The 25994-nt window shown below is 32.2% G+C and carries 21 protein-coding genes; 6 read left to right on the top strand and 15 right to left on the bottom strand.

Translation table 11 applies throughout. From position 1 onward, the window contains the following. Positions 1-212: 212 nt before the first annotated feature. Entirely contained in the window at positions 213-800 is a 588-nt protein-coding gene (locus B8963_RS13350) for a hypothetical protein (RefSeq protein WP_084062242.1), read from the top strand. 92 nt (positions 801-892) lie between these two features. Here B8963_RS13350 and B8963_RS13355 read toward each other — a convergent pair whose 3' ends face one another. The 3 genes from B8963_RS13355 to B8963_RS13365 all read right to left on the bottom strand — a co-directional run bounded on the left by B8963_RS13355 (position 893) and on the right by B8963_RS13365 (position 3738). Further along, positions 893-2674 carry a DUF885 domain-containing protein gene (locus tag B8963_RS13355; protein ID WP_084062243.1) on the bottom strand — a complete coding sequence of 594 codons (1782 nt, stop codon included), beginning with the start codon at positions 2672-2674 and terminating at the stop codon, positions 893-895. Between the two features lie 11 nt (positions 2675-2685). Next, positions 2686-3321, bottom strand: coding sequence for an MOSC domain-containing protein (locus B8963_RS13360; protein WP_200810843.1), 636 nt, complete (start codon positions 3319-3321; stop codon positions 2686-2688). Between the two features lie 69 nt (positions 3322-3390). Further along, on the bottom strand, positions 3391-3738 hold the full coding sequence (locus B8963_RS13365; protein WP_084062245.1) for a DUF6249 domain-containing protein: 348 nt from the start codon (positions 3736-3738) through the stop codon (positions 3391-3393). 132 nt (positions 3739-3870) lie between these two features. On the opposite strand from B8963_RS13365, the gene B8963_RS13370 reads away from it, so the two are divergent. Next, complete coding sequence (locus tag B8963_RS13370) at positions 3871-4455, top strand: RNA polymerase sigma factor (RefSeq protein WP_084062246.1); 585 nt, start codon at positions 3871-3873, stop codon at positions 4453-4455. Next, the gene (locus B8963_RS13375) at positions 4442-4855 is read left to right on the top strand and encodes a hypothetical protein (protein WP_084062248.1); all 414 of its coding nucleotides are present in this window, start codon (positions 4442-4444) and stop codon (positions 4853-4855) included. Before B8963_RS13370 ends, B8963_RS13375 begins: the two co-directional genes overlap by 14 nt. Before the next feature lies 1 nt (position 4856). Here the strand turns inward: B8963_RS13375 and B8963_RS13380 are convergent, their stop codons facing one another. Beyond that, positions 4857-5216: a DoxX family protein gene (locus B8963_RS13380; RefSeq protein WP_084062251.1), complete on the bottom strand. Its 360-nt coding sequence runs from the start codon at positions 5214-5216 to the stop codon at positions 4857-4859. Between the two features lie 98 nt (positions 5217-5314). Next, positions 5315-7204: a molecular chaperone HtpG gene (htpG, locus tag B8963_RS13385; RefSeq protein WP_084062254.1), complete on the bottom strand. Its 1890-nt coding sequence runs from the start codon at positions 7202-7204 to the stop codon at positions 5315-5317. Between the two features lie 393 nt (positions 7205-7597). Here htpG and B8963_RS13390 point away from each other — a divergent pair, with 393 nt between their 5' ends. Next, on the top strand, positions 7598-8257 hold the full coding sequence (locus tag B8963_RS13390; protein ID WP_084062255.1) for a TetR family transcriptional regulator C-terminal domain-containing protein: 660 nt from the start codon (positions 7598-7600) through the stop codon (positions 8255-8257). Positions 8258-8314: 57 nt separating this feature from the next. Then, entirely contained in the window at positions 8315-9628 is a 1314-nt protein-coding gene (locus tag B8963_RS13395) for an ABC1 kinase family protein (protein ID WP_084062256.1), read from the top strand. 15 nt (positions 9629-9643) lie between these two features. Here the strand turns inward: B8963_RS13395 and B8963_RS13400 are convergent, their stop codons facing one another. From B8963_RS13400 to B8963_RS13440, 9 genes are all read right to left on the bottom strand, one after another. Next, positions 9644-10462 (bottom strand): hypothetical protein, encoded by an 819-nt coding sequence (locus B8963_RS13400; RefSeq protein WP_143312537.1) that lies wholly within the window; start codon positions 10460-10462, stop codon positions 9644-9646. Positions 10463-10533: 71 nt separating this feature from the next. Then, positions 10534-11001, bottom strand: coding sequence for a hypothetical protein (locus tag B8963_RS13405; protein WP_234989669.1), 468 nt, complete (start codon positions 10999-11001; stop codon positions 10534-10536). A gap of 31 nt (positions 11002-11032) precedes the next feature. Next, the gene (locus tag B8963_RS13410) at positions 11033-11449 is read right to left on the bottom strand and encodes a hypothetical protein (RefSeq protein ID WP_143312538.1); all 417 of its coding nucleotides are present in this window, start codon (positions 11447-11449) and stop codon (positions 11033-11035) included. Positions 11450-11810: 361 nt separating this feature from the next. Beyond that, positions 11811-12668 (bottom strand): leucine-rich repeat domain-containing protein, encoded by an 858-nt coding sequence (locus B8963_RS13415; protein WP_084062260.1) that lies wholly within the window; start codon positions 12666-12668, stop codon positions 11811-11813. 1 nt (position 12669) lies between these two features. Continuing rightward, positions 12670-12873 (bottom strand): hypothetical protein, encoded by a 204-nt coding sequence (locus tag B8963_RS13420; RefSeq protein WP_143312539.1) that lies wholly within the window; start codon positions 12871-12873, stop codon positions 12670-12672. 86 nt (positions 12874-12959) lie between these two features. Further along, complete coding sequence (locus tag B8963_RS13425; RefSeq protein WP_084062265.1) at positions 12960-13733, bottom strand: hypothetical protein; 774 nt, start codon at positions 13731-13733, stop codon at positions 12960-12962. 330 nt (positions 13734-14063) lie between these two features. Continuing rightward, a complete protein-coding gene (locus B8963_RS13430; protein WP_084062268.1) occupies positions 14064-14750 on the bottom strand; it encodes a HEAT repeat domain-containing protein in 687 nt (228 codons plus the stop codon). An 8-nt stretch (positions 14751-14758) separates the two neighbouring features. Continuing rightward, on the bottom strand, positions 14759-21277 hold the full coding sequence (locus B8963_RS13435) for an FG-GAP-like repeat-containing protein (RefSeq protein WP_084062271.1): 6519 nt from the start codon (positions 21275-21277) through the stop codon (positions 14759-14761). 6 nt (positions 21278-21283) lie between these two features. Then, positions 21284-21739, bottom strand: a complete 456-nt coding sequence (locus B8963_RS13440; protein ID WP_084062274.1) for a T9SS type A sorting domain-containing protein — start codon at positions 21737-21739, stop codon at positions 21284-21286. A gap of 473 nt (positions 21740-22212) precedes the next feature. On the opposite strand from B8963_RS13440, the gene B8963_RS13445 reads away from it, so the two are divergent. Further along, positions 22213-23223, top strand: coding sequence for a 3-oxoacyl-ACP synthase III family protein (locus tag B8963_RS13445; protein ID WP_084062276.1), 1011 nt, complete (start codon positions 22213-22215; stop codon positions 23221-23223). 94 nt (positions 23224-23317) lie between these two features. Here the strand turns inward: B8963_RS13445 and B8963_RS13450 are convergent, their stop codons facing one another. Continuing rightward, positions 23318-25768 carry a TonB-dependent receptor gene (locus B8963_RS13450; RefSeq protein ID WP_084062279.1) on the bottom strand — a complete coding sequence of 817 codons (2451 nt, stop codon included), beginning with the start codon at positions 25766-25768 and terminating at the stop codon, positions 23318-23320. Positions 25769-25994 lie beyond the last annotated feature (226 nt).

The raw sequence follows: 25994 nt of genomic DNA on the forward strand, positions 1-25994 counted from the left end.
CTTTTAATTACTTTATAAAATTAAAAAAGCCTAATTGCTTTAATATGTGCAAATTTACCTATAATATATGTTATATTAACGTTAAGTTATTATTGTAAGTATGCCTATGTTAAAATAGCATAGAAATTGGAAAAAAGCGCACTACTTTCCTTCGCTTTTCGGCGCTACATTTGTCATGTAAATAATTTAGTAATCCTTAAAAACAAGAAGTTATGAAAACAGTTCTAAAATTTACAGTAATGGCAGCTTTATTATTTAATACAGTAACAGCAATGGCCAATGAACCAAAAATGAAATTAATAGCTGATAGTGAGGCTAAAAGTTTAGTTTTTGAATTAGATAAAGTATCTAAAGACGCAAAAATACAATTCCTAGATAGCGAAAATAATGTAATCTATTCTTCAGGGTATTTAAATAATAACGATTTACGTAAAAAGTACGATTTAAGTAAACTTGAAGAGGGTGTTTATACCTTGAAAATGGATTCAACAACGAAAGTTATAGCATATACTATATTAATTAAAGATGATGCTATTTCAGTTTTAGAATCTAAAGAAACTATTAAGCCAATCTTTAAAATTAAAGAAGGTATGGTTTTTATTAATTTCTTTAATCAAGAGATGAAAAACGTAGATGTTAAAGTTTACGATGCTAGTGATAGATTATTACATTCAGAAATGGTTGAAAATAAACTTATTGTTGAGAAAGCATTAAATTTTAAAAATGCTTACAAGGGTAGTTACACCATTACAGTATCTAGTGCAGATGGAATTTACACTGAAAATATAAGTATCAAGTAAGATTTTGGTTTTAAGTTAAGTTGAGTTAATTTTTTTAAACCGAAAGGGGAGCGCTAGCTCCCCTTTTTCTTTTTGGTATGTTAGGTAGAATTTTATTTTTCTGTAGCAATCCATGCTGTTATTTTTTTCTCCAGTAAGGCCAATGGTACACAGCCAGTTTCGAGTACTTGATTGTGAAACTCTCTAATATCAAATTTAGCTCCTAACTCTTTTTCAGCAGTAGCTCTTAGCTCTCTTATTTTTAATTGACCAATTTTATAAGACAAGGCTTGCCCAGGATTTGCCATATAACGTTCTATTTCTGAAGTAATACTAGCTTCGGATTCCGCTTCGTTGTCTAACGAATATTGAATAGCTTGTTCACGTGTCCATCCTTTAGCATGTAATCCGGTATCTACTACCAAACGAATTGCTCTATGCATTTCTGCGCCAAGCATGCCAAAATATTGATATGGGTCTGCATATAAGCCTAGTTCTTTACCTAACGATTCCGTGTATAATGCCCAGCCTTCACCATATGCACTATACCATAAGGTTTTTCGGAATTTTGGTAGGTCTTCATTTTCTTGAGTTAATGAAATCTGAAAATGATGCCCAGGTATTGCTTCATGCAAAAATAAATCTTCATCGGAGTACATGTTATAAGCTTTAACATCAGGTATTGGAACATAAAAAATACCAGGTCTAGTACCATCTATAGAACCAGGATTATATTCAGCGCTTGCTGATGCTTCTCTAAATGCCTCAGTTCTACGAACCTCAAAAGGTGTTTTGGGTTGCTTACCAAATAATTTATCTACTTGAGGTTTCATTCTGGCATGTATTTTATTAAAATTAGCAATGACTTGTTCTGGAGAAGTAAAAGGCATTAATTCTTTTTTATTTCGGACATAATCAAAGAAACTTTTTAGATCACCTTCAAAACCAACCTCTTTTTTTACTTTTTCCATCTCAGTACCTATTCTGGCTACCTCGTTTAAACCTAACTGGTGTATTTCATCCGCAGTCATATCTGTTGTGGTATAAAGTTTAATGGAATAATTGTAGTATTCCTTACCATTCGGAATCCCTTCTATACCACTAGTGTTTCTTCCTGCTGCCAGATATTCGGTATTCATAAAGTCATATAATTTTTGATAACTTGGAATTATCTTCTCCTTAATCATACTTATATAATACCCTTTAAGTTGCTCTTTTTCTTCTGTACTAAAAGTTTCAGGGAAAATCTTAATTGGACTATAAAATAAATGCTCCTCAATATTCGGGTTGGTCATTTCTAATAATTGAGGAGTAACTTTCTTAATTAAAGATGTAGGTAGAACATTTCCTAAGCTTATACCTTCTTTCATTTTTAATTCGGCTGTTTCTAACCAATTTACATATGCATTTAAACGTAAGAGCCAGTTTTTATAATCTTGAACTGTCTTAAACGGTTGCGAAGACCCGCCGCTAGCAAGTTGTCCCATCATGAGCTGCATGGTCCACATTTGATCTATTGGATGAAGATCTTCTCTAAAAGTTAATCGCTCTAAATTACGATCACATTCCCAAAGTAAAATTTCCTTACTCATTTGTTGACTAGGCGTAAGGGCTTCATCTTTTATTATTGTGATTTTTTGCTTGTAATTGGCGTAGAATTCTTTTTCAGAAGCTCTAAATTCATCCGTTAAATTATTAGGCAGAATATCATTATATCTAGAGTCTCCTTGAAAAGTAGCATTTAAAGGATACAGTTTTAAACTTTCTTCATAGTAATTATTTAAAATACTATCGAAAGCTTTATTGTCCGTTACGGCCAATGCTTCTTTTTTAGGTTCCTCTTTACAAGAATAAAGATTTACAAGGCATAGACCTATTAGTAGAATTTTTTTCATAATCTTCAGTGTTATTTAAGTGAGTCTCTTAGTCGTTGTTTTTTGTATTCCGGTAATGCATCATTTGCGAGAATAATTTCAACTGTTTCTGGATCTTTAGTTTTGGCAAACAAAAACTCATAATATTGGTTAATGGTGAGTGTGCTTTCAGATTTTTTTACCAATATCATTTCATCATTTATGGTAACGGTTCCTGTTTCTAAAATTTTCACATAAGTGCCAGGATAGTTGTGTTTTACAAACTGTTTAATAACTTTTTGGTCATTAAAACGTACACCTAATTTATAACAAGGTTCTCTAGGTTGTGAAATTTGCACTAGGGCAGAGCCTAATTTGTAAATATCTCCAATTCTAATTGTAGATTCGTCTAACCCTTCTATGGTTAAATTTTCCCCAAACATTCCCCAGTTCCATTCTAAATGTGGGTATAAATTTTTCCAATACGGATATTGATCTGCGGAATATAAGTAACAGGCTTTATTTTCACCAGCATGATGTATGCGATCTATTACGGTATCGTGGCTTACATCAGATTTACCTAATTCTAATTTATGATTAGTGGGATATTTAAAAATGCCCGTTTGCTCTTCTTTGCCATTCCAAAGAAAGGTTACCGGTTTGCCTAAATTAGTTGAGATTACCTTCATGTTATAAAGGTAAAAAACCATTGTAAACTAATACAATGGTTTTAAATTTAATTCAAATAAGGTTTAGGATTATTTATCTAATTTTTTGGTCAAGAAGAATCCTGCTAAAAGTCCAATACCAGCCATTAGGAAAATAGTTCCTGGATAGGCTACGCCTTTATCTACCCCAAAATTATAGACCATTATTGATGCTATAAAAATAGCCATGCCTATACCGATAAGTAAACAAGCAAAATTCAAAAGAAAAATTTTCCAAACAGGTAAAGAGTTTTGATTATTGCCCATTAAAAAAATACTGGCATCCGCACCTTTCTCAATTAGCGCCATGCGCTCTCTGTTACGTGTTGAAAAATAAAGATAAATGATTCCGAAAATCATTAAGAATAAGCTAACTGGAATTAAAATTTCTGCATCCATACTGATTGTTTTTTAATTGATTAATTTAAAGCGTTTATCAGTATGACGATTTTTTTATATTCTAGGTTACATAAATTATTTTTTTTATTCTTTCTGTAACCTTGATTGTTACTTTTTCGTCAAATAAAGCAAATGAGCCAAAACCAAGACCTATTTTATATTAAAGCTACCATTAACGGAGATACTCATGCTTTTTCTGTGTTAATAGATAGGTATAAACATATGGTATTTACCTTAGCTATAAAAATGCTTAAGAATAGAGAAAATGCAGAAGAGGTTGCGCAAGATACTTTTGTAAAGGCATACAGTTCTTTATCAACATTTAAAGGAGATGCTAAGTTTTCTACGTGGCTTTATAAAATTGCGTATTACGGATGTTTAGATTATCTGAAAAAGGATAATAGAAGAATGGAAACTAGTTCAATTGATTCGGATCACGATATTAATGCATCGGATTATATTACTGTTTTGGAACAATTTGAAAGACAAGATCGTGAAAATATCATAAAACAATCAATAGACGAGTTGTCACCTGAAGAAGCGTTTTTAGTGACATTGCATTATTTTGAAGAATTATCATTGCAAGAAATATCAGAAGTAATTAATGTTTCGCCCAATGTAATTAAGGTTAGGTTATTTAGAACCAGAAAACGCTTAGCAGAAATAATAGAAACGAAATTATCACCAGAAACGATAAAAAGTTATGGAAGAAAATAAAATAAAGGACTTTGATGCTTTCTTAAGAAAGGCCGTGAAGGAAGTTGGTTTAGAAGAACCAAGAACAAATTTTAACCAAGCTATTTTTTCAAAACTTGAGTTAAACAAAGTAAGTCATATAAAAAATGCTAAACCACTTATACCATTAGTGGGTTGGATTCTTATATGGATAAGTTTTATCGCACTTGTTGCCTCTGTCTTGTTTTTTGGACAAGGTCAAAAAACGGACGGTATGTACATAAGCCTTCTAAATAAATTAGTGAATCTAAACTTTATCAATAAAATTCCTGATTTTCAAGTTTCTGAGATTTATACGTATGGAGTTATTGGTTTACTCGTTTTTCTGTATGTTCAAATATTTGCTTTAAAAAAATACTTAAATAACAAGCTTGCACTATAAATTAGAGCGATAGATAGAGATAGGCCCAATACATTAAAGCAAATTGAAGCGGTATTCTAAGAATTAAAATCCATTTTGGAATTCCGGCAGCTTGTTTTTCGCCAGAAAGCATGTAAAAATGCACTAACAGAAATACCAATAACATGGCAATAATACCATAAATAGCTATGTTTTTTGTTTTAGGAAAACATAGACCTAAACCTAAACCTATTTCGGCAACACCACTTAAGGTAACCATTAACTTATGATTAGGTATATATCTAGGCATTATTCTCAAATACGTTTTGGGCTTTACAAAATGCATAACACCAGCAAAAATGTACAAGGCTGCCATGAGGTATAAATGAAAAGGTAGGGGCATAGATGATTATTAGACTTGAAAGATACTAACTTTTTAGTATTAAAAAAGCCACTTCAATTATTTTGAAGTGGCTTTGGTTTTTATAAACAAATGTGAATTTATTTCACCATCTCGTAACTACGTTTAATGAAGTTTGTAAGTTCTTCACCTTTTAATAGTCCTTTTGATAAACGAGCCAAGTCTAAAGACTGATTGATTAATCGTTCTTTTTTCTTCGCTGTTTTAGTGTTTAAAATTTCAGAAACCAAATCGCTATTTGTATTTACAATTAGGTTGTACATTTCTGGCATTTTACCCATTCCAAACATTCCACCACCTCCAGTTTGTTGCATCTCTTTCATTCTACGCATAAACTCTGGTTCTGTGATAATGAATGGGGAAGCAGAACTGTCCATAGCTTCTAATTGAATGGTATAACTCTTATTAGCTATAACACTTTCTAATTCAGCTTTTAGGCTGTCTTTTTCTTCATCAGAAAGTTTTGAAATTTGAGCTTCATCTTTCTTAATTAAATTGTCTATATGATCCGCATCAACACGAGCAAACGAAATGTTTTCTTTTGATGTCTCTAACTTCTGCATTAAGTGAGAAATTATAGGAGAATCTAATAGCAATACTTCGTATCCTTTAGCCTTTGCAGCTTCGATATAACTATGTTGTGCTTCTTTATCAGAGGCATATAGAATTACTAATTTGTCATCTTTATCAGTCTGGTTTGCTTTTAATTTTTCTTGCAATTCTTCAAACGTAAAGAACTTGCCATCTACTGTTGGGTATAAGGCAAATTTGTCTGCTTTTTCAAAGAATTTATCTTCAGAAAGCATACCATATTCAATCACGATTTTAATATCGTTCCATTTTGCTTCAAAATCTTCTCGGTTATTTTTGAATAAAGAAGAAAGTTTATCTGCTACCTTACGGGTAATGTAAGATGATATTTTCTTAACGGCCCCATCTGCTTGAAGGTATGAACGCGAAACGTTTAATGGAATGTCTGGAGAGTCAACAACACCACGAAGCATCATTAAAAACTCAGGTACAATACCTTCAACATTATCAGTTACATATACTTGATTTTGATATAACTGAATTCTATCTTTCTGAACATTAAGATCATTTGTTAATCTTGGAAAATATAGAATACCTGTTAAATTAAAAGGATAGTCAACATTCAAATGAATATTGAATAATGGCTCCTCAAATTGCATTGGATACAATTCTCTATAGAACTCTTGATAATCCTTAGTTTCTAAATCTGCAGGCTGTTTGGTCCAAGCAGGTGTAGGATTGTTTATAATGTTGTCTACCTCTTTTGTAGGTGCTTTATCCTCTTCTTTTGCGCCTTCTGGTTTAGGTAAGGTTTCAGTTTTTGTTCCAAATTTTATTGGAATAGGCATAAACTTATTATACTTGGTCAATAAGGCACTGATTCTGCTTTTTTCTAAAAACTCAGTAGAATCATCAGCAATATGAAGTATAATTTCTGTTCCTCTATCTGTTTTATCAGATGGTTCTAATTCAAAATTAGGTGAGCCATCACAAGACCAATGTACTGCTGGTTCGTCTTTAAAACTTTTGGTGATGATTTCTACTTTTTCTGCAACCATAAAAGCAGAATAGAAACCTAAACCAAAATGACCAATAATGCCAGAATCTTTTGCAGAGTCTTTGTATTTATCAAGAAACTCTTCTGCTCCTGAAAATGCTACTTCGTTAATGTATTTTTTTACTTCATCTTCGGTCATTCCAAGACCTTGATCAATAATATGGATTTTCTTTCCTTCTTTATCAACCTTTACCTCAATAATAGGGTTGCCGTATTCTGTACCTGCAGCTTCTCCAATAGAAGTTAAGTGTTTTAATTTTAAAGTGGCATCCGTGGCATTAGAAATTAACTCTCTTAAAAATATTTCATGATCGCTGTAAAGAAATTTCTTTATTAACGGAAATATATTATCAACGGACACATTTATTTTACCTGTTGCCATATTTAAATTGTTTTTTTTAATTGTTACTATGCATCATACTAGTCAAAAAAAATACCAATATGACATTAAATGACAAACTGACATTGTTTTCTATGGATTAGTTCTTTTTGTAAGTATTTAAAGCTATTTACGACGAAATAGGTGAAAGTTATTTACTTCAACAAAGTCAATAATTGAAAATTTAACAAAATTTTGTTTAATTTAATTCTTAAATACTTAAACAAAATATATATCTTTACGTCGTAATCAAGGAAGATTAATTGCTATGAAAAAGATTTTAGTTCTATAATTGATTATTACTTATTGGTTAGGTTGTTTGAAAAACGTATTTCCATTCCCCCGGAGGTACGTTTTTCTATAAAAAACTATTTTTTCTAACAAAACTTAAAAAACATGGCTAAAAAATCCGAAACAAAAAAGAATACTGACGACCAAATTATTGGTATGTATATGGATTATGTTTTAGAACACGAGACAGTACCAAAATCTGTCTACAAATTCTGTAAAATTAATAATCTAAAAGAGGAAGAATTTTATAAACTCTTTAGTTCTATTGAAGCATTGCAAGCTGCAATTTGGGATAAGTTTTACTCAAACACAATTAAAGTAGTGATGAATGAAGAAGCCTATGAGTCTTTTTCCAATAAAGACAAGATGCTCACATTTTTCTTTACCATGTTCGAGCTGTTAACCATGAATAGAAGTTATGTGTTATTTGCACTAAAAGAGCATAAAAGTGTACTGAAAAATTTAAGTCAGTTAAAAGGATTGCGTACAAATATAAAAAGCTTTGCTACGGAATTGGTGCAAGATGCTAATGCCGATAAAAATTATAAAATTACTAAAAAGTCACCACAGTTATATGCTGAAGGTGCTTGGTTGCAATTTTTATTTTTACTTAAATTCTGGATGGACGACACAAGCACTGGTTTTGAAAAAACCGACTTAGCCATCGAGAAATCTGTGAAAACTATTTTTGATGTTTTTGAAAATACGCCATTGGAGAGTATTATAGATTTTGGTAAGTTTTTGTATAAAGAAAAATTTGCCTAATAGCTTTCTTTAAAACTAGTATTTAGCCTTAATTGTTTCAGTTGATAAATTATACTTATGAAAACATTGGATAGAATACCTACGGGTAAAATAGAAAGAGCAGGAAAGTTGGTGAAAACTGGAGTGAAAATAGGTGGAAATTATGTGAAATATTATAGTAAAAAATTGGTAAATCCAGAATTATCTAAGGATGAATTAAACGAAGATAATGCTGGAGATATTTATGATGGTTTAAAAAGCTTAAAGGGAAGTGCACTAAAAGTTGCTCAAATGTTGAGTATGGAAAAGAATATTTTACCAAGTGCTTATGTGGAAAAATTTTCGCTTTCTCAATTTTCTGTACCTCCGTTATCGGCTCCCCTAGTGCGTAAAACTTTCAAGAAATATTTAGATAAATATCCGGAAGAAGTATTTGATACTTTTAATAAAGATTCTATAAATGCTGCGAGTATTGGTCAGGTGCACAAAGCAACCAAAAACGGTAAGGAACTTGCTGTAAAAATACAATACCCCGGAGTTGCAGAAAGTATATCAAGCGATTTGGCAATTGTTAAGCCTATTGCCATAAGAATGTTTAATTTACAAGGTAAAGATTCCGACAAATATTTTAAAGAAGTAGAAAATAAACTAGTTGAAGAAACTAATTATAATTTAGAATTACAGCAGAGTCAAGAAATTACAAAGGCTTGTGGTATCATTCCGAATATGGAATTTCCAAAATACTATCCAGAGTTATCTAGTGAGCGCATTATAACTATGGATTGGATGAGTGGATTGCATTTAAGCGAATTTGCTAAGACCAATTTTAGTACTCAACTAGGTAATAAGTTGGGTCAAGCACTATGGGATTTTTATATGTTTCAGATTCATGGACTTAGAAAAGTACATGCCGATCCGCACCCAGGTAACTTTTTAGTAAGCAAAAAAGAGACTTTAATTGCTATAGATTTTGGTTGTATTAAGGAAGTGCCAGACGAGTTTTATATTCCTTATTTTGAGCTAGCTCAAAAAGAGGTTATAGAGAATGATGCGCTTTTTATGAATAAACTATACGAGTTAGAAATTTTAACTCCTACTGATTCTGATGCAGAAATAATTTTTTTCAAAGCCTTGTTTAAAGAAATGCTTCTTTTGTTCACATCACCATTTAATTCAGATACTTTTGACTTTGGTTCTGATGATTTCTGGAATAAGATAGCAGATTTGAGTCAGCGTTATGCAAAAGATGAACAGATTAGAAAAATGAACGGAAATAGAGGTTCTAAACATTTTTTATATATGAATAGAACATTTTTTGGTTTATTTAATCTCCTACATGATCTAAAAGCAAAGGTTCAGGTAAATGATTTTAGACAATATATTAGTTCTTAGTTTGATGTTGCTAGTTTAGTATTTATTTTTCAATATAATTTTTGTTTTCACGATTTTATTGATGGTTTTTTCGGTGCATTTTTTTGCAGACTTATTCGAATATTCAATTTTTCCCTGCATTATGTCGTTAATTTCTTCAGGATTATAATTTTGATAAAAGTATTGGTTGATTTCAACAAACTCAGGTGTAATTTTTTCAAGATATTTTCCTAAATCATTCCAATTACTATCTGTATTATTATTTACCATTTTAACAAAGTATACTTTTTCATCTTTTATGATGAACAATCCCAAAATACCCTCTAGATAAAAGGTGAAATATTCTTTTTCCAGTTTTTCTTTATAGGCATACACATTAATATCAGAGCCTAATATTGGAACGTCTTGGTTATCTATAATTAAGATATAGTCCATAAAATCAAAAGGTGTGGCACTTTCAAATTCTGGTAGAGAATCTAAAGGAGTTATTTTGGTAGTGCCAATATAACTCTCATCAACTTCTAGATTTACATACTGATATTTAGGGTTGTTCTCAAATTGTATATAATCAATTACATTATCACCACAATTAAACGTCTTATGACCTTTAAACGTATAGATTGGCGTGCTTACGTATGCTATGGAATCAAGATTATATTGGAATGGAATTAACTTATTAGCCTCATATATATCAGGATATTTGTTAAAAAAGGTGTTCGTTAACTTATATCTTTTTATTACTTCTTCCTTTGCGAACTTTTGGTATTCATTGGAGTTAAATATTAACTCTTGAGTCTTTTCTTGGCAATTACCCATCGTTAGAAATAGTATTAAAACAATCGTTATTTTTTCCATATATAAAGTATATGCTGATTTCAGTGTCGATTCGAAAGATAATTATAGTGTTAGTGTGTCTAAATAGCAGTTTAATTATCACCTACATATTTAAATTTATCAAAATTTTTGGGCAACTCATTGGTAATAGTTAATTTATTGGACGTTATGGTAGGTTCTATTCTGATAACCTTAGTTTTATTAGTAATTTCAACGTTAAAATCTTTTTTCATTTTTACAACATCAATATGTAAAAGAGTCAAAAGATAATTTCCATTTTGCAAACTTAAAATCAAATATTCCTTGGGCTTAATTTGGCCTACTACTTTCTTGTCAATCCAAATATTTAATCTGCCTGTATTGTCCAAATTGTGGAGTACGTCTGATCCGTTATAAAACAGTACTTTACCATTACCTAAGTCATTTAAATCTACTTTTTCCAAGGTAAATTTCGTAAAACTAGCATCCATGTTTACAGGTTTCAACGCACAAGAGTTTACTGTAAATATTATGAATACTGAATAGAATAACATTCTAAAAATATGGGTTTGTTTTTTCAATTTTAAAAGTTAAGATTAGCAATGTTATAGTTTAAGATTTAAATAATTTTTCAAAATATTGCTTTATAGTTAAGTCATTTGTATCAATGGATTCTTCATTATAAAATTTAAAAAATAGTGTGTCATAACCTTGAATAATAGTTAAGGTATCGTTATTAGTCTTTTTTATAATTTGATAAGGCGATTTCATATCGTATAATGAAAAACGAGGTTTGAAGTTTAATTTTTTTCTTCGCGCTTCACCTTCAAATAAATATGTATTGCCCACCAAATAAAGACTATCATTAATAAAAATTATTCCTTTTTGAAGTTTAATTTTTTCAACCTTTAAATCAATTTTATCCTCTATTGGAATGCCTGGGATATTATTAAAATTCATTTCATAAATTACACTACCAATAAAAATTAAGACAATTAAGAGTATAAATATTTTGACATGAATTTTCATAAATTTTATATCTTCAGGCTTGTTTTTGGTAGTTCTGAAAAACGTATTATTAATTTTGACACTACACTTTTTTTGAAAAAGGGAAAAGTTTAATGTTCAATTAAATTTTCTTTTTTTGATTCTTTCACTATTCAATTTTTCTTAATTTTCTCTTCCCTAAAAAATAATGCGACATTATAACTAAGGTATCTAAAACGATATGAAATGCCATTTTTGTAATCCCAAATAATTAATTTTTAGATTATTCTTGTTCAACTCAATTGGAAAAAATAGATAGTTGTAATTATTTTTAAACAAAAATTTATACTTTTTTAGCATGTAGAAAGCTAAATTCCTATGTCATAGCGGAATGGACTTTTTGTTATTTGTTTTTAAAATCATTTACCTTGTGAGTATATTCTCTTTTATCTTTAAATCCTACGAATTTAATGCCGTTACAATAATTCAAATTTCCATCTAAAACAGTGGTGTCCCAGAAACTAAAAAATTCAAGCTCCTTTAATTCTTTTAAAAATTTTAAATTTTTAATTTCACCACATTCAGAAAGTATTATTTTCTTTATGTTTTTTAGATTCCCTAATTGATCAAAGTCCTGAATATTTTTGCATTGGAATAGCTCCAATGAATTTAAATTATTTAATGGCGTTAAGGCATTAAGGATAGTTAAATTACGCGCACTAAATATTTCTATTTTTTTGAGCTGTGTACAATTTTCAATACCTTTTAAGTTTAGTATATCAGGTTTAAATAAATGTAATTCTTCAAGTTTGGTATGTACTGATAATTCCTCCAAATCTTTGCTACGAGGCTTATAGCCAGTGATTGTTAAATTTGTTAAGTTTTTGCAACTTTCTAAATTTTTTAATCGAGGAGAGTATTCACATGCTAAACTAACCATATTTGGGAAGTTAGAAAGATTTAAGTTGTCAATTTTATTATCTGCAATACCTAAATATTTTAACTTATGAAGGCTATTAACCACTTCAATATTAAATTTTGATTCTGGTAGATGTAAACCTTCTAATACATCTGATAATTTGCTTAAGAAATCAATCTCAGGAAGTAAATAACCCTGAAAATAATTTATAAAAATAGATTTTGCATGTCCTTCTAAAACATAATTGATACATTCATTTAACCTATCAGATTCAATTAATAAAGTTTTTGAGCCGTCAATCCCAATTTGAAATTTAATTCCGTCTATAATTTCTGGTTTCATATTAAAATCCTCCTAATTTTTTGCCTGTTGAAAATATTAAATTATATGTTGGAGACATTGAATTAAAACTTTTAGGCCCTCCAAATTGCATCATAAAAATATGTTCCTGAATAAAGACATCTTTTGTTGCATTTGCGGGAATAAAATTGCTTTTTATTAATTTATCCCCAAAAGTATTTTCGATTCTATTTATAGATTGTAGCATTCTTGATTCGGTTCCTTTACCAGCATAAAACATATTTCCATTACCCGTTGTACCTTAAAATTCTAATGAATAAGAACCTACAGGTTTCATTCCTTGAGTGGTTTATGGCACTTTAACCAAATCAAATGGATTTTGGTAGCTTGTAGATTCAACTCAACTATTCCCATACCATCTTTTATTGGTGTGCTAGGAGCAGGTGTAATTGACGGATTAATAGATGGTGTTGGGCTTGCAATTTTAGAGGATAATACTTCTGCTTTTATTGTGGCAGCATCTTCTGCCATAGTAATACCTGCTGGTTGCACGGTACTTACAGGAGAAACTGCAGGTCGTGGAGCCGCACCAGTCCATACATTATTTCCTTTCGGTGTCATAAGTCCACCTAAAGTAGCTCCCATAAGCCCGCCTGTCCAAGCGCCCATAACTGCTCCATTTACAAATCCTACCCAAAAATTACCACTTCCATCAGGAAGTAAACTTGTGAAACCACCTGAAAACCCACCGGCAGCAACACCACTTAATAATCCAGTAATACTACTCCCTAAAATTCCATCTGAAATTCCTAAACTCGTTAAAGCAGGAACTACTGCGGCAGTGACTGCGAGACCAATACCCGCTGAGGCAACACCAATAGCAGCACCTCCGACAATACCAATCCATGTACTACTACTTTTATAATTCCATTTTAAAGGATTCCAACTTCCGTTAGCTTGAGCTCCACCTATATATGCTCCAATTAAAGAGGCACCTCCCCAAATTAGTAAAGGTATAATTTCACCACTTGGATCTGTATATAGTAAAGGATTGTTTAAAGCATATCCATATCTAATAAACCTGTGTATTATAAGGATCTTGTGCAAAATTATTAGGTATCAGGAACCTGTTGATTACAGGAGCATACAATCTGCCATTCATGTTATATGACTCTTTGTATATGTTTTTTGGTGGTTACCAACTAAAACTAGTTGTTATTGTGGAGTTCAAAGTACAAACTGAGCTATCGAATCATTATTTCAAAGAACTTTTTTCTATTTTTAAATTTAATTAAAGTATCAGTATAATTATAATCCTAGCATTATCAGGGCTTATTTGACTAAAACTGTTGGTTTTAGTCAACGTTATGCCAAAGACTATCATACTTGAATTATTTAACTTTTTAAGTTACATTATAATTGAATTTAAAATGAATACTAATTCAATATTTTTTTTAAAACTAATAGAGCTTCCTTTTTTATAATTGTATTGGGGTGCTTAGTAAGTTCGTTGATTTTATTAATTGCTTTCGGCGATTTAATTTTGCTTAATGCCTTTAATGCATGAAGATTAACTTCATCATCATCAAGTAATTTAATCAAAATATCCTCACCTTTTGTACTTTTCAATTTACCCAAAGTAAGAACGAACATTTGTCTTGATGTACCATTTTCTTTATTTTGTACAATTGATAATATTCGATCAATATCTTTTGTGGTAGCTATAGACTGAATAGTATTTCCAATAGTCCATCGTAACATTGATTTTTCTTTTGGAGTTTTGTCGTATTCATCAAATAAAAATTCATTTGCCTTTCCAGTAGCTTCCTTAACCGCCAATGCTCTAACTATTCCTTCTTTGTTCTTATCACTATACGCTTTGTTTAAATGATTTATTAGTATATCTATCGCATTTGAATATTTTTTTTTAGAGTTTACTAAATCCCAAATGGAGGACACATTTAATCCTAATTTTTTGAGCTCATATATTAAAGGTTCCAGTTCTTCATTTAAAGCTTTTTCAATTCTATTGCCCAGTTCTTGTTGTAATTCTAATTCTTGCTTTGTTTTTGAAGGCTTTTGAACCAATACTTTAAATTTATTTGTCAACTCGATTAGATTCATATTTCTAACTATTTAAAGGGGATTGGGTGTACAATAATACTACCATTATTTATTAAGTTTTGTAATGGTCCAGAAAAAGTTGTAGTTGGTCTGGTGAATAAATTGAATTGTAGTCCATTTTGTTGTGAAAATAAATGAAAATCATTTAATTGTCTAGTTAAACTTAAATTGCTCACATTTTTAATCTCTCCAAGCGTTGTTGGAGTTAATTGATCAGGAATTCTATATGCCGCTGTATTGGTTATTGATGGAATTCTTGTTTTAGACCCAACACCTACTGCATTTTCTCCAGCCAAGCCTAATACCCTTGAATTCGCAATGCCTTCTGAAGCTGTTGGCACTTTAACCAAATCAAAAGGGTTTTTCGTCGCTGGAATGTTTAATTCAACAAGCCCCATTCCATCTTTTATTGGTGTGCTAGGTGCTGGAGACGTTGATGGGTTAGTTGATGGAGTAGGACTTGCAATTTTGGAAGACAATACTTCTGCTTTTATTGAGGCTGTATCTTCTGCCATAGTAATTCCTGCTGGTTGAACGGTACTTACAGGAGAAACTGCAGGTCGTGGAGCCGCACCAGTCCATATATTATTTCCTTTCGGTGTCATAAGTCCACCTAAAGTAGCTCCCATAAGCCCACCTGTCCAAGCGCCCATAACTGCTCCATTTGCTAATCCTCCCCAAAAATTACCACTTCCACCAGGAAGTAAACTTGTGAAACCACCTGAAAACCCACCGGCAGCAACACCACTTAATAATCCAGTAATGCTACCCCCTAAAATTCCACCTGAAATTCCTAAGCTAGTTAATGCAGGTGCTACTGCAGCTGTGACGGCAAGACCTATACCTGCAGAAGCAACACCAATAGCTGCTCCTCCAACAATTCCAATCCATGTACTACTACTTTTATAATTCCATTTTAATGGATTCCAGCTTCCGTTCGCTTGAGCGCCGCCTATATATGCTCCAATTAAAGCTGCACCTCCCCAAATTAGTAAAGGTAAAATTTCACCACTTGGATCTGTGTAAAGTAATGGATTGTTCAATGCATATCCATATCTGTTATAAATCTGAGTATTGTAAGGATCTTGAACAAAATTATCTGGCATTAAAAAACGATGGAGCATTGGATCATACAAACGACCATTCATGTGAATTAACCCTACTCCTAATAAATGTTCATGACCTGTGTAACCTCTATCTAGTATTTTAAATTTGGTTAAATTAACGTTACTGCCATCGGTTAACTTTACTAAATTTCCCCATGCATCAAAATGACGTTTTTCCTTAAATACTCCATCTTTATCAGTAATACCTATTATACTGCCTAAATAATCTCGGTGTAAATACAAATATTGTTCACTCGTAGTTGTGGTTTGTTCTGATCGCCAAATAGCTGGTGCTGAATAGGCATCACCACCCATGTAAGTTACAAATGTAGTTTTTCCAGTATTTTTCTCGTAAGTGATTTCCATAGTGCCATCGGCAGAATAATGCTTGCGAAGAGGGCGTAACAATTTATCACTATTGGTGTCCCCATAAAACATGTTGGATCTACCTTCAAATGAATTATACTGAAAATTAATCTTGTCCTTACCTGTTTCAGTAATCTCTACGGGACTTTTAAAAGCTGAATAGGTAATATCTTGTCTAGTCGTAGGAGCATATTGTGCTTGTCCAGTGGTATTAAGGGTTAAGCTTGATAGTTGATATGATTTACCTGTATAAGTATAGGATCCTAAATTAGAATTATTAGTAATTCGTCCTTGGGCATCGTACGATTGAGTTTTATTGCCATTGTTGTCATTAAATGAAACAAGTCTGTTAAGGTTGTCGTAAGTAAAGCTCTCATTCCATGCAAACAAACTGTTGGTTCTACTTGTTAAGAGGCCTTTTTGCGTATTAAAAATGAAAGTTAGTTTCATTAATTCAACTGCTGTTGCAGTAATGTTCTTTTCGCTTTTAAATTGCGTTAAATAACCATAACTGTCGTAAGTATAATTCTTACGCAGGTTATTACCCATTGTTGATGTTGTAACTTGACCTCTTGCGTTAAGCCCAGTTACGTTCCATAATACTTCTAAAGTACTATTATCAGTAATAGATTTAAGTCCCCCGTATTGATAATTATTTTTAATTGTTTTGGAGCTTACTTTATTGTTTGCTAGTAGTTTGGCCTCGCTTTTTTCTGTTGCAACTTGACCAAAAGCATCATAGGTTAAAGTTTTAACAAATTGTGCATAGGGTGTAACCTCGGTTGAAGTTAATAAGCGTTTATAGCTATCATAAGTGTAAGAATACGTACTATTATTGCCGTCAGTATTGATAAGAGATAAACTTGTGACTAATTTACTTGTCCCATCATAGGTATAATTGGTGGTCATATTGGTTAAGTCACCCACAATTTTGGTCTGAGTTATTTTTCCAACCGAAGAATAAGTATTTGTAGTGGTCCCTTTTGGAGTGGTTTCGGTTAATAATTCACCAAAACCATTGTAGGTATACGTATATGAGCCTGCCGCTGGATCAGTTGTTTTTGTTTTACGTCCCCAACCATCTTGTTCTGAAGTTAATATAACTCCTCCATAATCGGCGGTCTTCATAACGCCATTACCATAATAGGTATAGTTGATGGTGCCACCAGGATCGGTTACTTGGCTAATTTGACCAACAGCATTTTTTACAGTGCTGGAGGTTTTAGTCCCATCATTTACAGTTGTTGTTAAACCAGAATAGCTAATCGTTGTGACTTTACCAGTAAATGTGGTAAGTTTTGTTATTCTCCCATAAACATCATATTCAGTAGTGTTCCATTGTGTAGCAGAACTGGTGTATGGTTCACTTTCTTTGTAAGCCCTATCAAATTTGTCATATTGAAAACTTTTACTGATCCATTGTCCTAGTACGTCTTTAGTTTTAATAGTTGTTAATCTTTTTAGTGGATCAAAAACTTCTATTTTGCTTCCTCCATTATCAGCGGATACAGTAACCGTATACGAGTATCCAGATTCAACATAGTTGGTATTGGCACTTTTTCCTAAATAATCAGTTACTTTAATTAGTCGATTCCAACCATCATATAGATAATTAGTAGCTAATCCATAAGGATTAGTTTCTTTCTTTAAAGTGCCCGTGTTTGTATTATACTCAAAAAGTGTGATTAAGCCTTCTACATCAGTCGCTTTGGTAAGATATCTTCCAGAACTGTCATATTCAAAATTTACAATTCGAGAAGGGGTGTTGTAGGGTGTTGTTGTCTTTCTGGTGATATTTCCAAAGCTATCATATACATATGTTTCAGCATCAAATTGTGTTCCATTTCCTTTAGATGATTTGGTAGTAACTAAATTGTTGCTATAGGTATATTGTTCTTCCGTACTAAAGGAATTACCGTTAATGGTATTGGTTGTTTTTTTAGTTAATGGTCTTCCAATAAAATAAGGATTTCCTGTACTATTAGCATAAGTGATATCTAATACACTGCTCCCTTGACCCGAATAATCTGTGGTGGCTTTGGTTGGGTTGTTGTAGGTATCATAAATAAATGATTGTGTTGTTACGGTATTCCCCTCCAGTGCATTTTGGGTAACCATTGAAGTATTGGCTATTTTAAAAACTTTATTAGTAGCTAGAGAGCTAGAATAGGAATAAAGTGTTTTTGATATATAGGAACTTGTGGGTACGGTAAAAGAAGGATAATTTAGCATACTATATTGAGAGGATATGGCACCTCTAAGTGTCATATCGTGTTTAGAGATATCCCAAATTTGATCGTTATTATTTGTATTCCAGTTAGAACGCGCTACACCTTGGAATCCCATAAACCCTAGGCCTTCTACATTGGATACTGCGCCGCTATATCTAAAATCTTGATAAAGTGTTGTAACTCCCGAAGAAACACGCTGTAATTGACTTACTACTTTTACTCCAAGCACTACTTCTAAATCTACATTAGGGTAAGCTTGGTCATATCCCTGATTATAAATAGTGCTGTAATTTGGACCAGTCTCGTTAGGGTTTAATCGGTTATACGTGATACCGTAGGTGAGTCCGTTATTAGATACTGATCGCAAGAGCATATCTTCTTTATTATCTTGCGTAAATGCAAACGATGTTATCCAGTTATTACTAATGGAAGCAAAGTTTAGATTGCTATTGGGTTTGTCTGGACTTAAAAATACAGGGATTGGAAAATGTTGAAGATTTCCTGTTTTAGTTATTGATGTAGTATAACTAAAAGCTGGCAAAGCCGTTGTGGCGGTACTAAAGGTGTTATTATAAGCCATAATGGTTTGTGATCCATTATTATTGCCGTTGTAAGTTGTGGTGCGATAATCCAAAATATCTGATTTGCCATCTCCATTAATATCTACCGCAATTAAATTATAAGTATTAACGGTGGAAGAAAGAGAACTTTCTTTATAGGTAAATGGATACGTGTTTTCTGTTTTAACAAAGGAAGAACCTGTGGATAAAAACAAAGCGAAAAGTGTACTGTTATTCGCTGTTGGATACATAACATCTATTTTACCATCCCCATTGTAATCTCCAATCATGGGTTGTAGACTCAACTTTATTCTGGTATCGGTGGTTTGCCATAATAGCGTAAGGCCATCAGAACTATTTAAGGTATACACATATATTTTTCCTTCTGTAATATGAACAATATCTGTTTTACCATCTCCATTCATATCCATAGCTATTAATTGATCTGTGGATTTTAAACCGGCAGTTAAAAAACCTGAAGTTTTAGAGAAATTAGTGGTTAATCTTCTGTCGAGGTTAATAAAGCTTACTCTTGATGATGTAACATTATTATAACTGCAATCACAACATTCCCCATCTATAGGAGCTGCTGCATTTTGGTTAGTCTCACTTTTTGAAGAGGCTATTGGCTTCTCCTTTACCGGAATAGGATTATTTCCTCCACAATTTGCTCCAGATGTACCTGTAGGAACACAATTTTGATACGAGTAAGGTTTACCTACCGCAATGACATCCGTTAAGCCATCGCCGTTAAAATCTCCTGAAATATATTGTTGGGGTATTGCGTAGGTTTGTGGTGTCTGATTACAAATATTTGTATAAGTATAGGTAGGTGCATTCCATACTTTTTCATATTGATAGTAGATAGGTGTTGTGGTTCCCTCTGAGTATACCTTAAATTTAACCTGATTATTAGTAGATTTTTGGACTATAGCTAAACCCTGTCCAGGCCATAGCTTATTATTCCAAGTTAACCAAGACACTGGAAATATAGCTTCAAAGGATCCCGAATTTACGGTTATAGGATAATTAAAACTACCACTTTGTAAGTCCTTAAATACCCAAAACTTGGTTTTTAAACTTGCTGATTTTGGATAGACTACAAAATCCATTTTGCCATTACCAGTTAAATCTAATGATACTGTTTCGGCATTACGTTGTTCTATGTTTCCTATACCAATTTCAGTAATAATGTTACGATCATTAGTTATAATTGCATTACTGGAAGTATATGCAAAGGTAATTGGCGAATGCGATAATGTATTATCACCATTCTTTTCCTGAACAGAAATTAATCTATCGTAACCTATCGAGTTTTGGTTATGCGTTAAAACATAACTTTTATACCCAACCGAGCCTGTGAGTATTTTTATTTCTTTTAATAAGTTTTTTCTAATAAATGCAACGCCTCCTACATAGGCCTGTTCGGGTCTTTTTCTAGGTGTATAAACAAATTGAATTTCATTTATTGGAGCTATGGTGTTTCTTGTGCCATATTTGATACTACTTATACTGATACTATTATCTGCTTGAACATAAGTGTAACTAATGCGCACACCTTGAGGATTTTCCCAGTAATTAATTGCATAATCTGATCTTGATTTTGAATCATTAGTATTGCCATAATAAGCAAAAGATCCATCAGGATAATTAACTACAAAATATGATGGGCCATAAGCAGCTCCAAAAGGGGAAATACCATAGGAAAAGATTTTTACATTGGAATAATTTTCGGTTTCATATTGTGTGCCGCTTGCGCCATAAGTGCCAGTTTTTGCAACAAGTCTCTGTCCATCAAAACTAAATCTATCGGTTAAACTAAAATCAACAGGAGCAATAGCGTTGTCATGAAATTTTGTGGCTGGTATTCTAGAAATAATAGATACACCATTTACATTCCAACCATAGCCCGCAAGTCCGTTGCCACCTTGACTATTGTAGGCTAGGGATAGTGTTGGCACTACTCCATTTATTCCTGGAGGTACCGCTATAGGTATGGTATAACCAGCTGCGCCAGTCAAAGAAACAGATAAATCACCTGTAGTTTCACCAATACCTGAATTTCCCCCAGCGGCAGAAGCCATTAGTTCCGCGGAGTTCATAATGGAGGAACTTGTTTGTGGTTCCAACATTTTAGTAGACGGACTAGTTCCTGTAGTTTTTAAATATTCATAGGTAAACTCATCTAAAGGATTAATTTTTTGCTGCCCTAGGCATAAAGAAGTTATAAGTAACCCAATTAATAGAAGTAATTTTTTAGTCATTTGTGGTTATTTTTTAATAATCTTAATGGATTCTTTTTTGTCATTTGTGAAGTAGATTGTTAATACATAAACGCCAGATGCGTAATTGCTGAAATCTACAATTTGTTCTCGTTGATTCTCTTTTAAAAGTTGTTGATGCAGAACGCGGCCATCAAAGGAGTTAATTTGTATTCTAGTTGGCATTTTTTCAGGATTATCTATCCATTCCATATAGAGTTCATCCACAACGGGATTTGGATATGCTGCAATTTTGTAGTCTTTTAGGTCAGTGTCAACTAAAGCCTCTAAAGGTATAGAATCCAAGACTTCTACTGATGTTTTTAGGCTTGGGGTACAGTTTAAACAAATACGTTGTCGAGAGGTTTGATTACCTGCGGTGTCGTATTTGAAAGCTAACTTATCTTGTGCATTAACTTGTGCAAACTGAGTGAATAAAAAGAGAGTGAAAAGGATGATTTTCATATGTAGGAATTTAGCGACGCCAAAGTAATTTAAAAATCAATCCAATGTTAAAATCAATAGTTGTTATAAGTGTTAAATATAAGTTAATTATTTGATTTAAATAACTGATTTACAAAAGGTTAATTATAATGTATTTTTGTTAAAAAAAATATAATGAATTGTAAAAAAAATAGGAATACTTCAAACCGGAAAGACTATTTAGCTCTTTTTTTACATATTCTACTAGTTTATGGATTATCTACATGGAAATATTCCATTAAATGTGCTGAAAATCAGTTTTTTCTGTAAAAAATTTGATGTAAAAATTATAGAAATAGTATGTAAATACACTTGGTTTTTTATAAAAAGCCTATCCATTTTTGTCCTTATAATTCTCAATAGAATATTATATATTATTCCTTAAATTGCGGTCTTATTTATTTAATTCGTAGATTTAGTATTTATCAATTTAAAATTTCACACAAAAACCAAATATGTATAATTCAAAAATAATAGGATTAGGATATTATGTGCCAGATAATGTAGTAACCAATGATGATTTATCTAAGGTCATGGATACAAATGATGCTTGGATTCAAGAACGTACAGGGATAAAGGAAAGACGACATGTTGTAAAAGGTGATGGCGATACGACCACGACAATGGGAGTAAAAGCCGCAAAAATTGCTATAGAGAGAGCAGGAATTGACAAGGATGATATAGATTTTATAGTATTCGCTACATTAAGTCCTGATTATTATTTTCCTGGTCCTGGAGTTCTAGTTCAGAGAGATTTGGGTATTAAAACTGTTGGTGCCTTAGATGTAAGAAACCAATGTTCTGGATTCGTATATGGTATCTCTGTAGCCGATCAATATATTAAAACCGGAATGTATAAAAATGTTTTGGTTATTGGATCTGAGTTGCATTCTCATGGTTTGGATATGACCACAAGAGGTAGAGGGGTTTCTGTAATTTTTGGTGATGGTGCTGGTGCAGCGGTTTTGTCGCGAGAAGAAGATACTACTAAAGGTATTTTATCTACCCATTTACATTCTGAAGGGCAACATGCTGAAGAGTTGTCCTTAATAGCACCAGGAATGGGTAAGCGTTGGGTAAATGATATTATTGCAGATAACGATCCTAATGATGAATCCTATTTTCCTTATATGAATGGACAATTTGTGTTCAAAAATGCTGTGGTTCGTTTTAGTGAAGTTATTATGGAAGGGCTTGAAGCAAATAAATTAGCACCTACAGCTATTGATATGTTGGTACCACACCAAGCCAACCTGAGAATATCACAATTTATTCAGAAGAAATTTCAATTATCTGATGATCAAGTTTTTAATAATATAATGAATTATGGTAATACAACCGCAGCCTCTATTCCTATAGCTCTTACTGAAGCATGGGAGCAAGGTAAAATTAAAAAAGGTGATCTCGTTGTTCTAGCTGCCTTCGGTAGTGGCTTTACATGGGGAAGTGCCATAATTAGATGGTAAAAGCAAAAACCCTGGCATTTGCCAGGGTTTTTTAGTAATAGTTAAGTTTTATAAAACCAACCAACCTTTATAAAACCATAAACTATTACATTTTTTATAAAATACCTCCACCATTTTCTTTAGTGTTGTTATCTCTTCTTTTTCTCTGAGCGACTCTATTTTTATTGCTTCCAAACATATAAGATAGTCCAGCATATACTGTTCTACTTTCCCACGTAAATTGTCCAGTTTGTTCAAAAGGTAATTTACCATCAAATGCAAAACGCATAGTATTGAAAACGTCGTTAAAATTTAAGCTTATTGTTCCTTTGCCTTCTGCAAAGTTGTATCGGGCTCCTGTATTAATAAAATACATGGGTTTTACCTTAAACTGTATATTTTGATTGGCTCCTCTATAAAATCCAAACACCTGAAAAGTCAAATTTTTAGTAGCTTTTAAACTATTATTTAAACGTAAGTTCCAAGCGGTATTTTCAACTTCTACCTTTTCTACAATAATATCATCTATGGTTGTAGAAGAATTGTCGGTAACTAAACTTTCAGTAATTCCCCTTTGAGTTTGTGAGAACATATCAAAACTACCATTAACGCTCCACCATTTAGTAAACTTATAATTCAATGATAATTCCATTCCATAGGCTGAGGTATTGTCAAAATTGTCAAAAGTTAATATTAGTTTATTTAAATCAAGACGATCCACATAAACAGCTCTATTGATTTCATTATTGATGCTTCGGTAAAATAATCCGGTAGTTATACTTCCATTTTCTAAACGTCGGGTATAGTTAAGTTCATAAGAATTGGTGAATTGTGGCACTAAACTTGGATTACCAAATGATGAAATTAGTGGAGTGGCCCATTCTCTTATTGGGTTTACTTGTTGCAAACCGGGTCTGTCTACACGTCTACTAACACTTACTTGATATTGGTTTTTTTCACTAGGGGAATAGGTTACAAAAGCAGACGGATAAATTTGCGTGTATTTATCTGTAAATGCTCTAACGGTATTTGTGTCTGCTTTAACTTCAACATTTTCTACTCTTACACCACCTTGATAGGACCATTTTTTAAAATTCTGTCCAAATGTTGCGTAAGCCGAATAAATATCCATTCCATAAATAAAATCGGTATCCGGTGTTGGTACTAGGGCTCCACTATTATTGAATGTTAATCCAGTAGACGCATAATCAACATTAGTTTCGAATATACGTGCTTCTACACCTAGTTCCAGTTTAGAAATAGAATCTAAGGGATTAACATAGTCAAGATTGGCAATAGTTTGCTGGCGTTTTGTATCTACAAAATCTTTGTAGTTTGGAAAAGTAGTATTGCCTTGTGTTGCAAAATTGGCATCTTCACCTTCATTAAAACGATTGTAGTCAACCTCTAACTCAATGTTATGTCCTTCTTTTTTAAAATTTAGTTTGTAGTCAAAATTATACTGCTCACTTAAATTATCTTGAAGATTCGAGAATAATTGGTTTTGGTTTCTTTGAGTATCATTATAATAAAGTATATCCGTAAGGCCTGTACCTTTTCCTTTAAAACTATTCTGATTGGTAAATATGGATATGGTATGATAATCATTAAGATAAAAATCAACTCCTAATTTATATAAATAGGATTTGTTGTTATTTAAAAATTGGAATATTTGTTCGGAGTTTTCTTCAACTCTGAATATATTACCATCATTAACATACTTACCTATGTTTGTTCCAATATTTCCATAAATATTAAACTTTCCAGTTCTGTTGTTTAAATCAAGCGAACTATTAAACTTAGCTTCTTCTCCAACGGTTAAACCTGTGTTTAAAGTACCATTAAAACCATTATTGGCATTTTTGTGTAGCACAATATTTATAATACCACTCATGCCTTCCGGATTGTATTTGGCAGACGGATTGGTAATTAACTCTATTGATTTTATAGAAGAAGATGGTATTTGTTTTAATAACTGAGCCACCGGTACATTAGATAATTTACCATCTACCATAACGCGAACATTGGCGTTTCCTCGTAAAGAAAGATCGCCTGTTTGTTGGTCTACATTAACCGAAGGTATATTGTTCATTATATCTGCTGCAGTTGCCCCAGATGTTGTTAAGTCTTTTCCAACATTTATTACTTTACGATCTATTTTTTGTTCAATCGTTGTACGTTCTGCCACTACTTCAACACCTGCCAATTCTTGAGTTTCATCTTCAAGAAATACCTTTCCAAGGTCTATTTTTCTGTGATCTTTATCTATCGTTACTAGTCTAGTATATGTTTTGTAGCCAATAAATTGAACTAAAAATTTAATTTTCCCTTCTGGGACATTTTTAATTTCAAAACTACCATCTTCTTCAGTAATACCACCAGTAATTATAGTAGTTTCATCTTCAGATTTAATAACAATTGCAGCATAAGCAATAGGTTCTTGCAATGTTTTGTCAACAATTGTACCTGTAATTGTCCCAACAACTACATCAGTAGTGTTAGGTAATGGGTTCGCGGAAATTGCACTATATATAAATAGCGCAAAAAGTAAAATTACTTTTCTCATGTTTTGTTCGTTTTTGTGATTGATTGATGATGTTAATACCTACAGGACGCCTTTAAGCAAAATATGTTACTGAGAAAATTACCTTTTAACATATTTTAACAAAAACCAGTAGTTATTCTTTGGTAGAATAGAAAGAAATGTATTGTGTTAAAAAACAAAACCCCAATATTTACATTGGGGTTTCTATCATCGATAATGTGCACTAAACACTAACCATTAACTATAA

It is taken from the genome of Cellulophaga tyrosinoxydans (assembly GCF_900176415.1).
GTDB lineage: Bacteria > Bacteroidota > Bacteroidia > Flavobacteriales > Flavobacteriaceae > Cellulophaga > Cellulophaga tyrosinoxydans.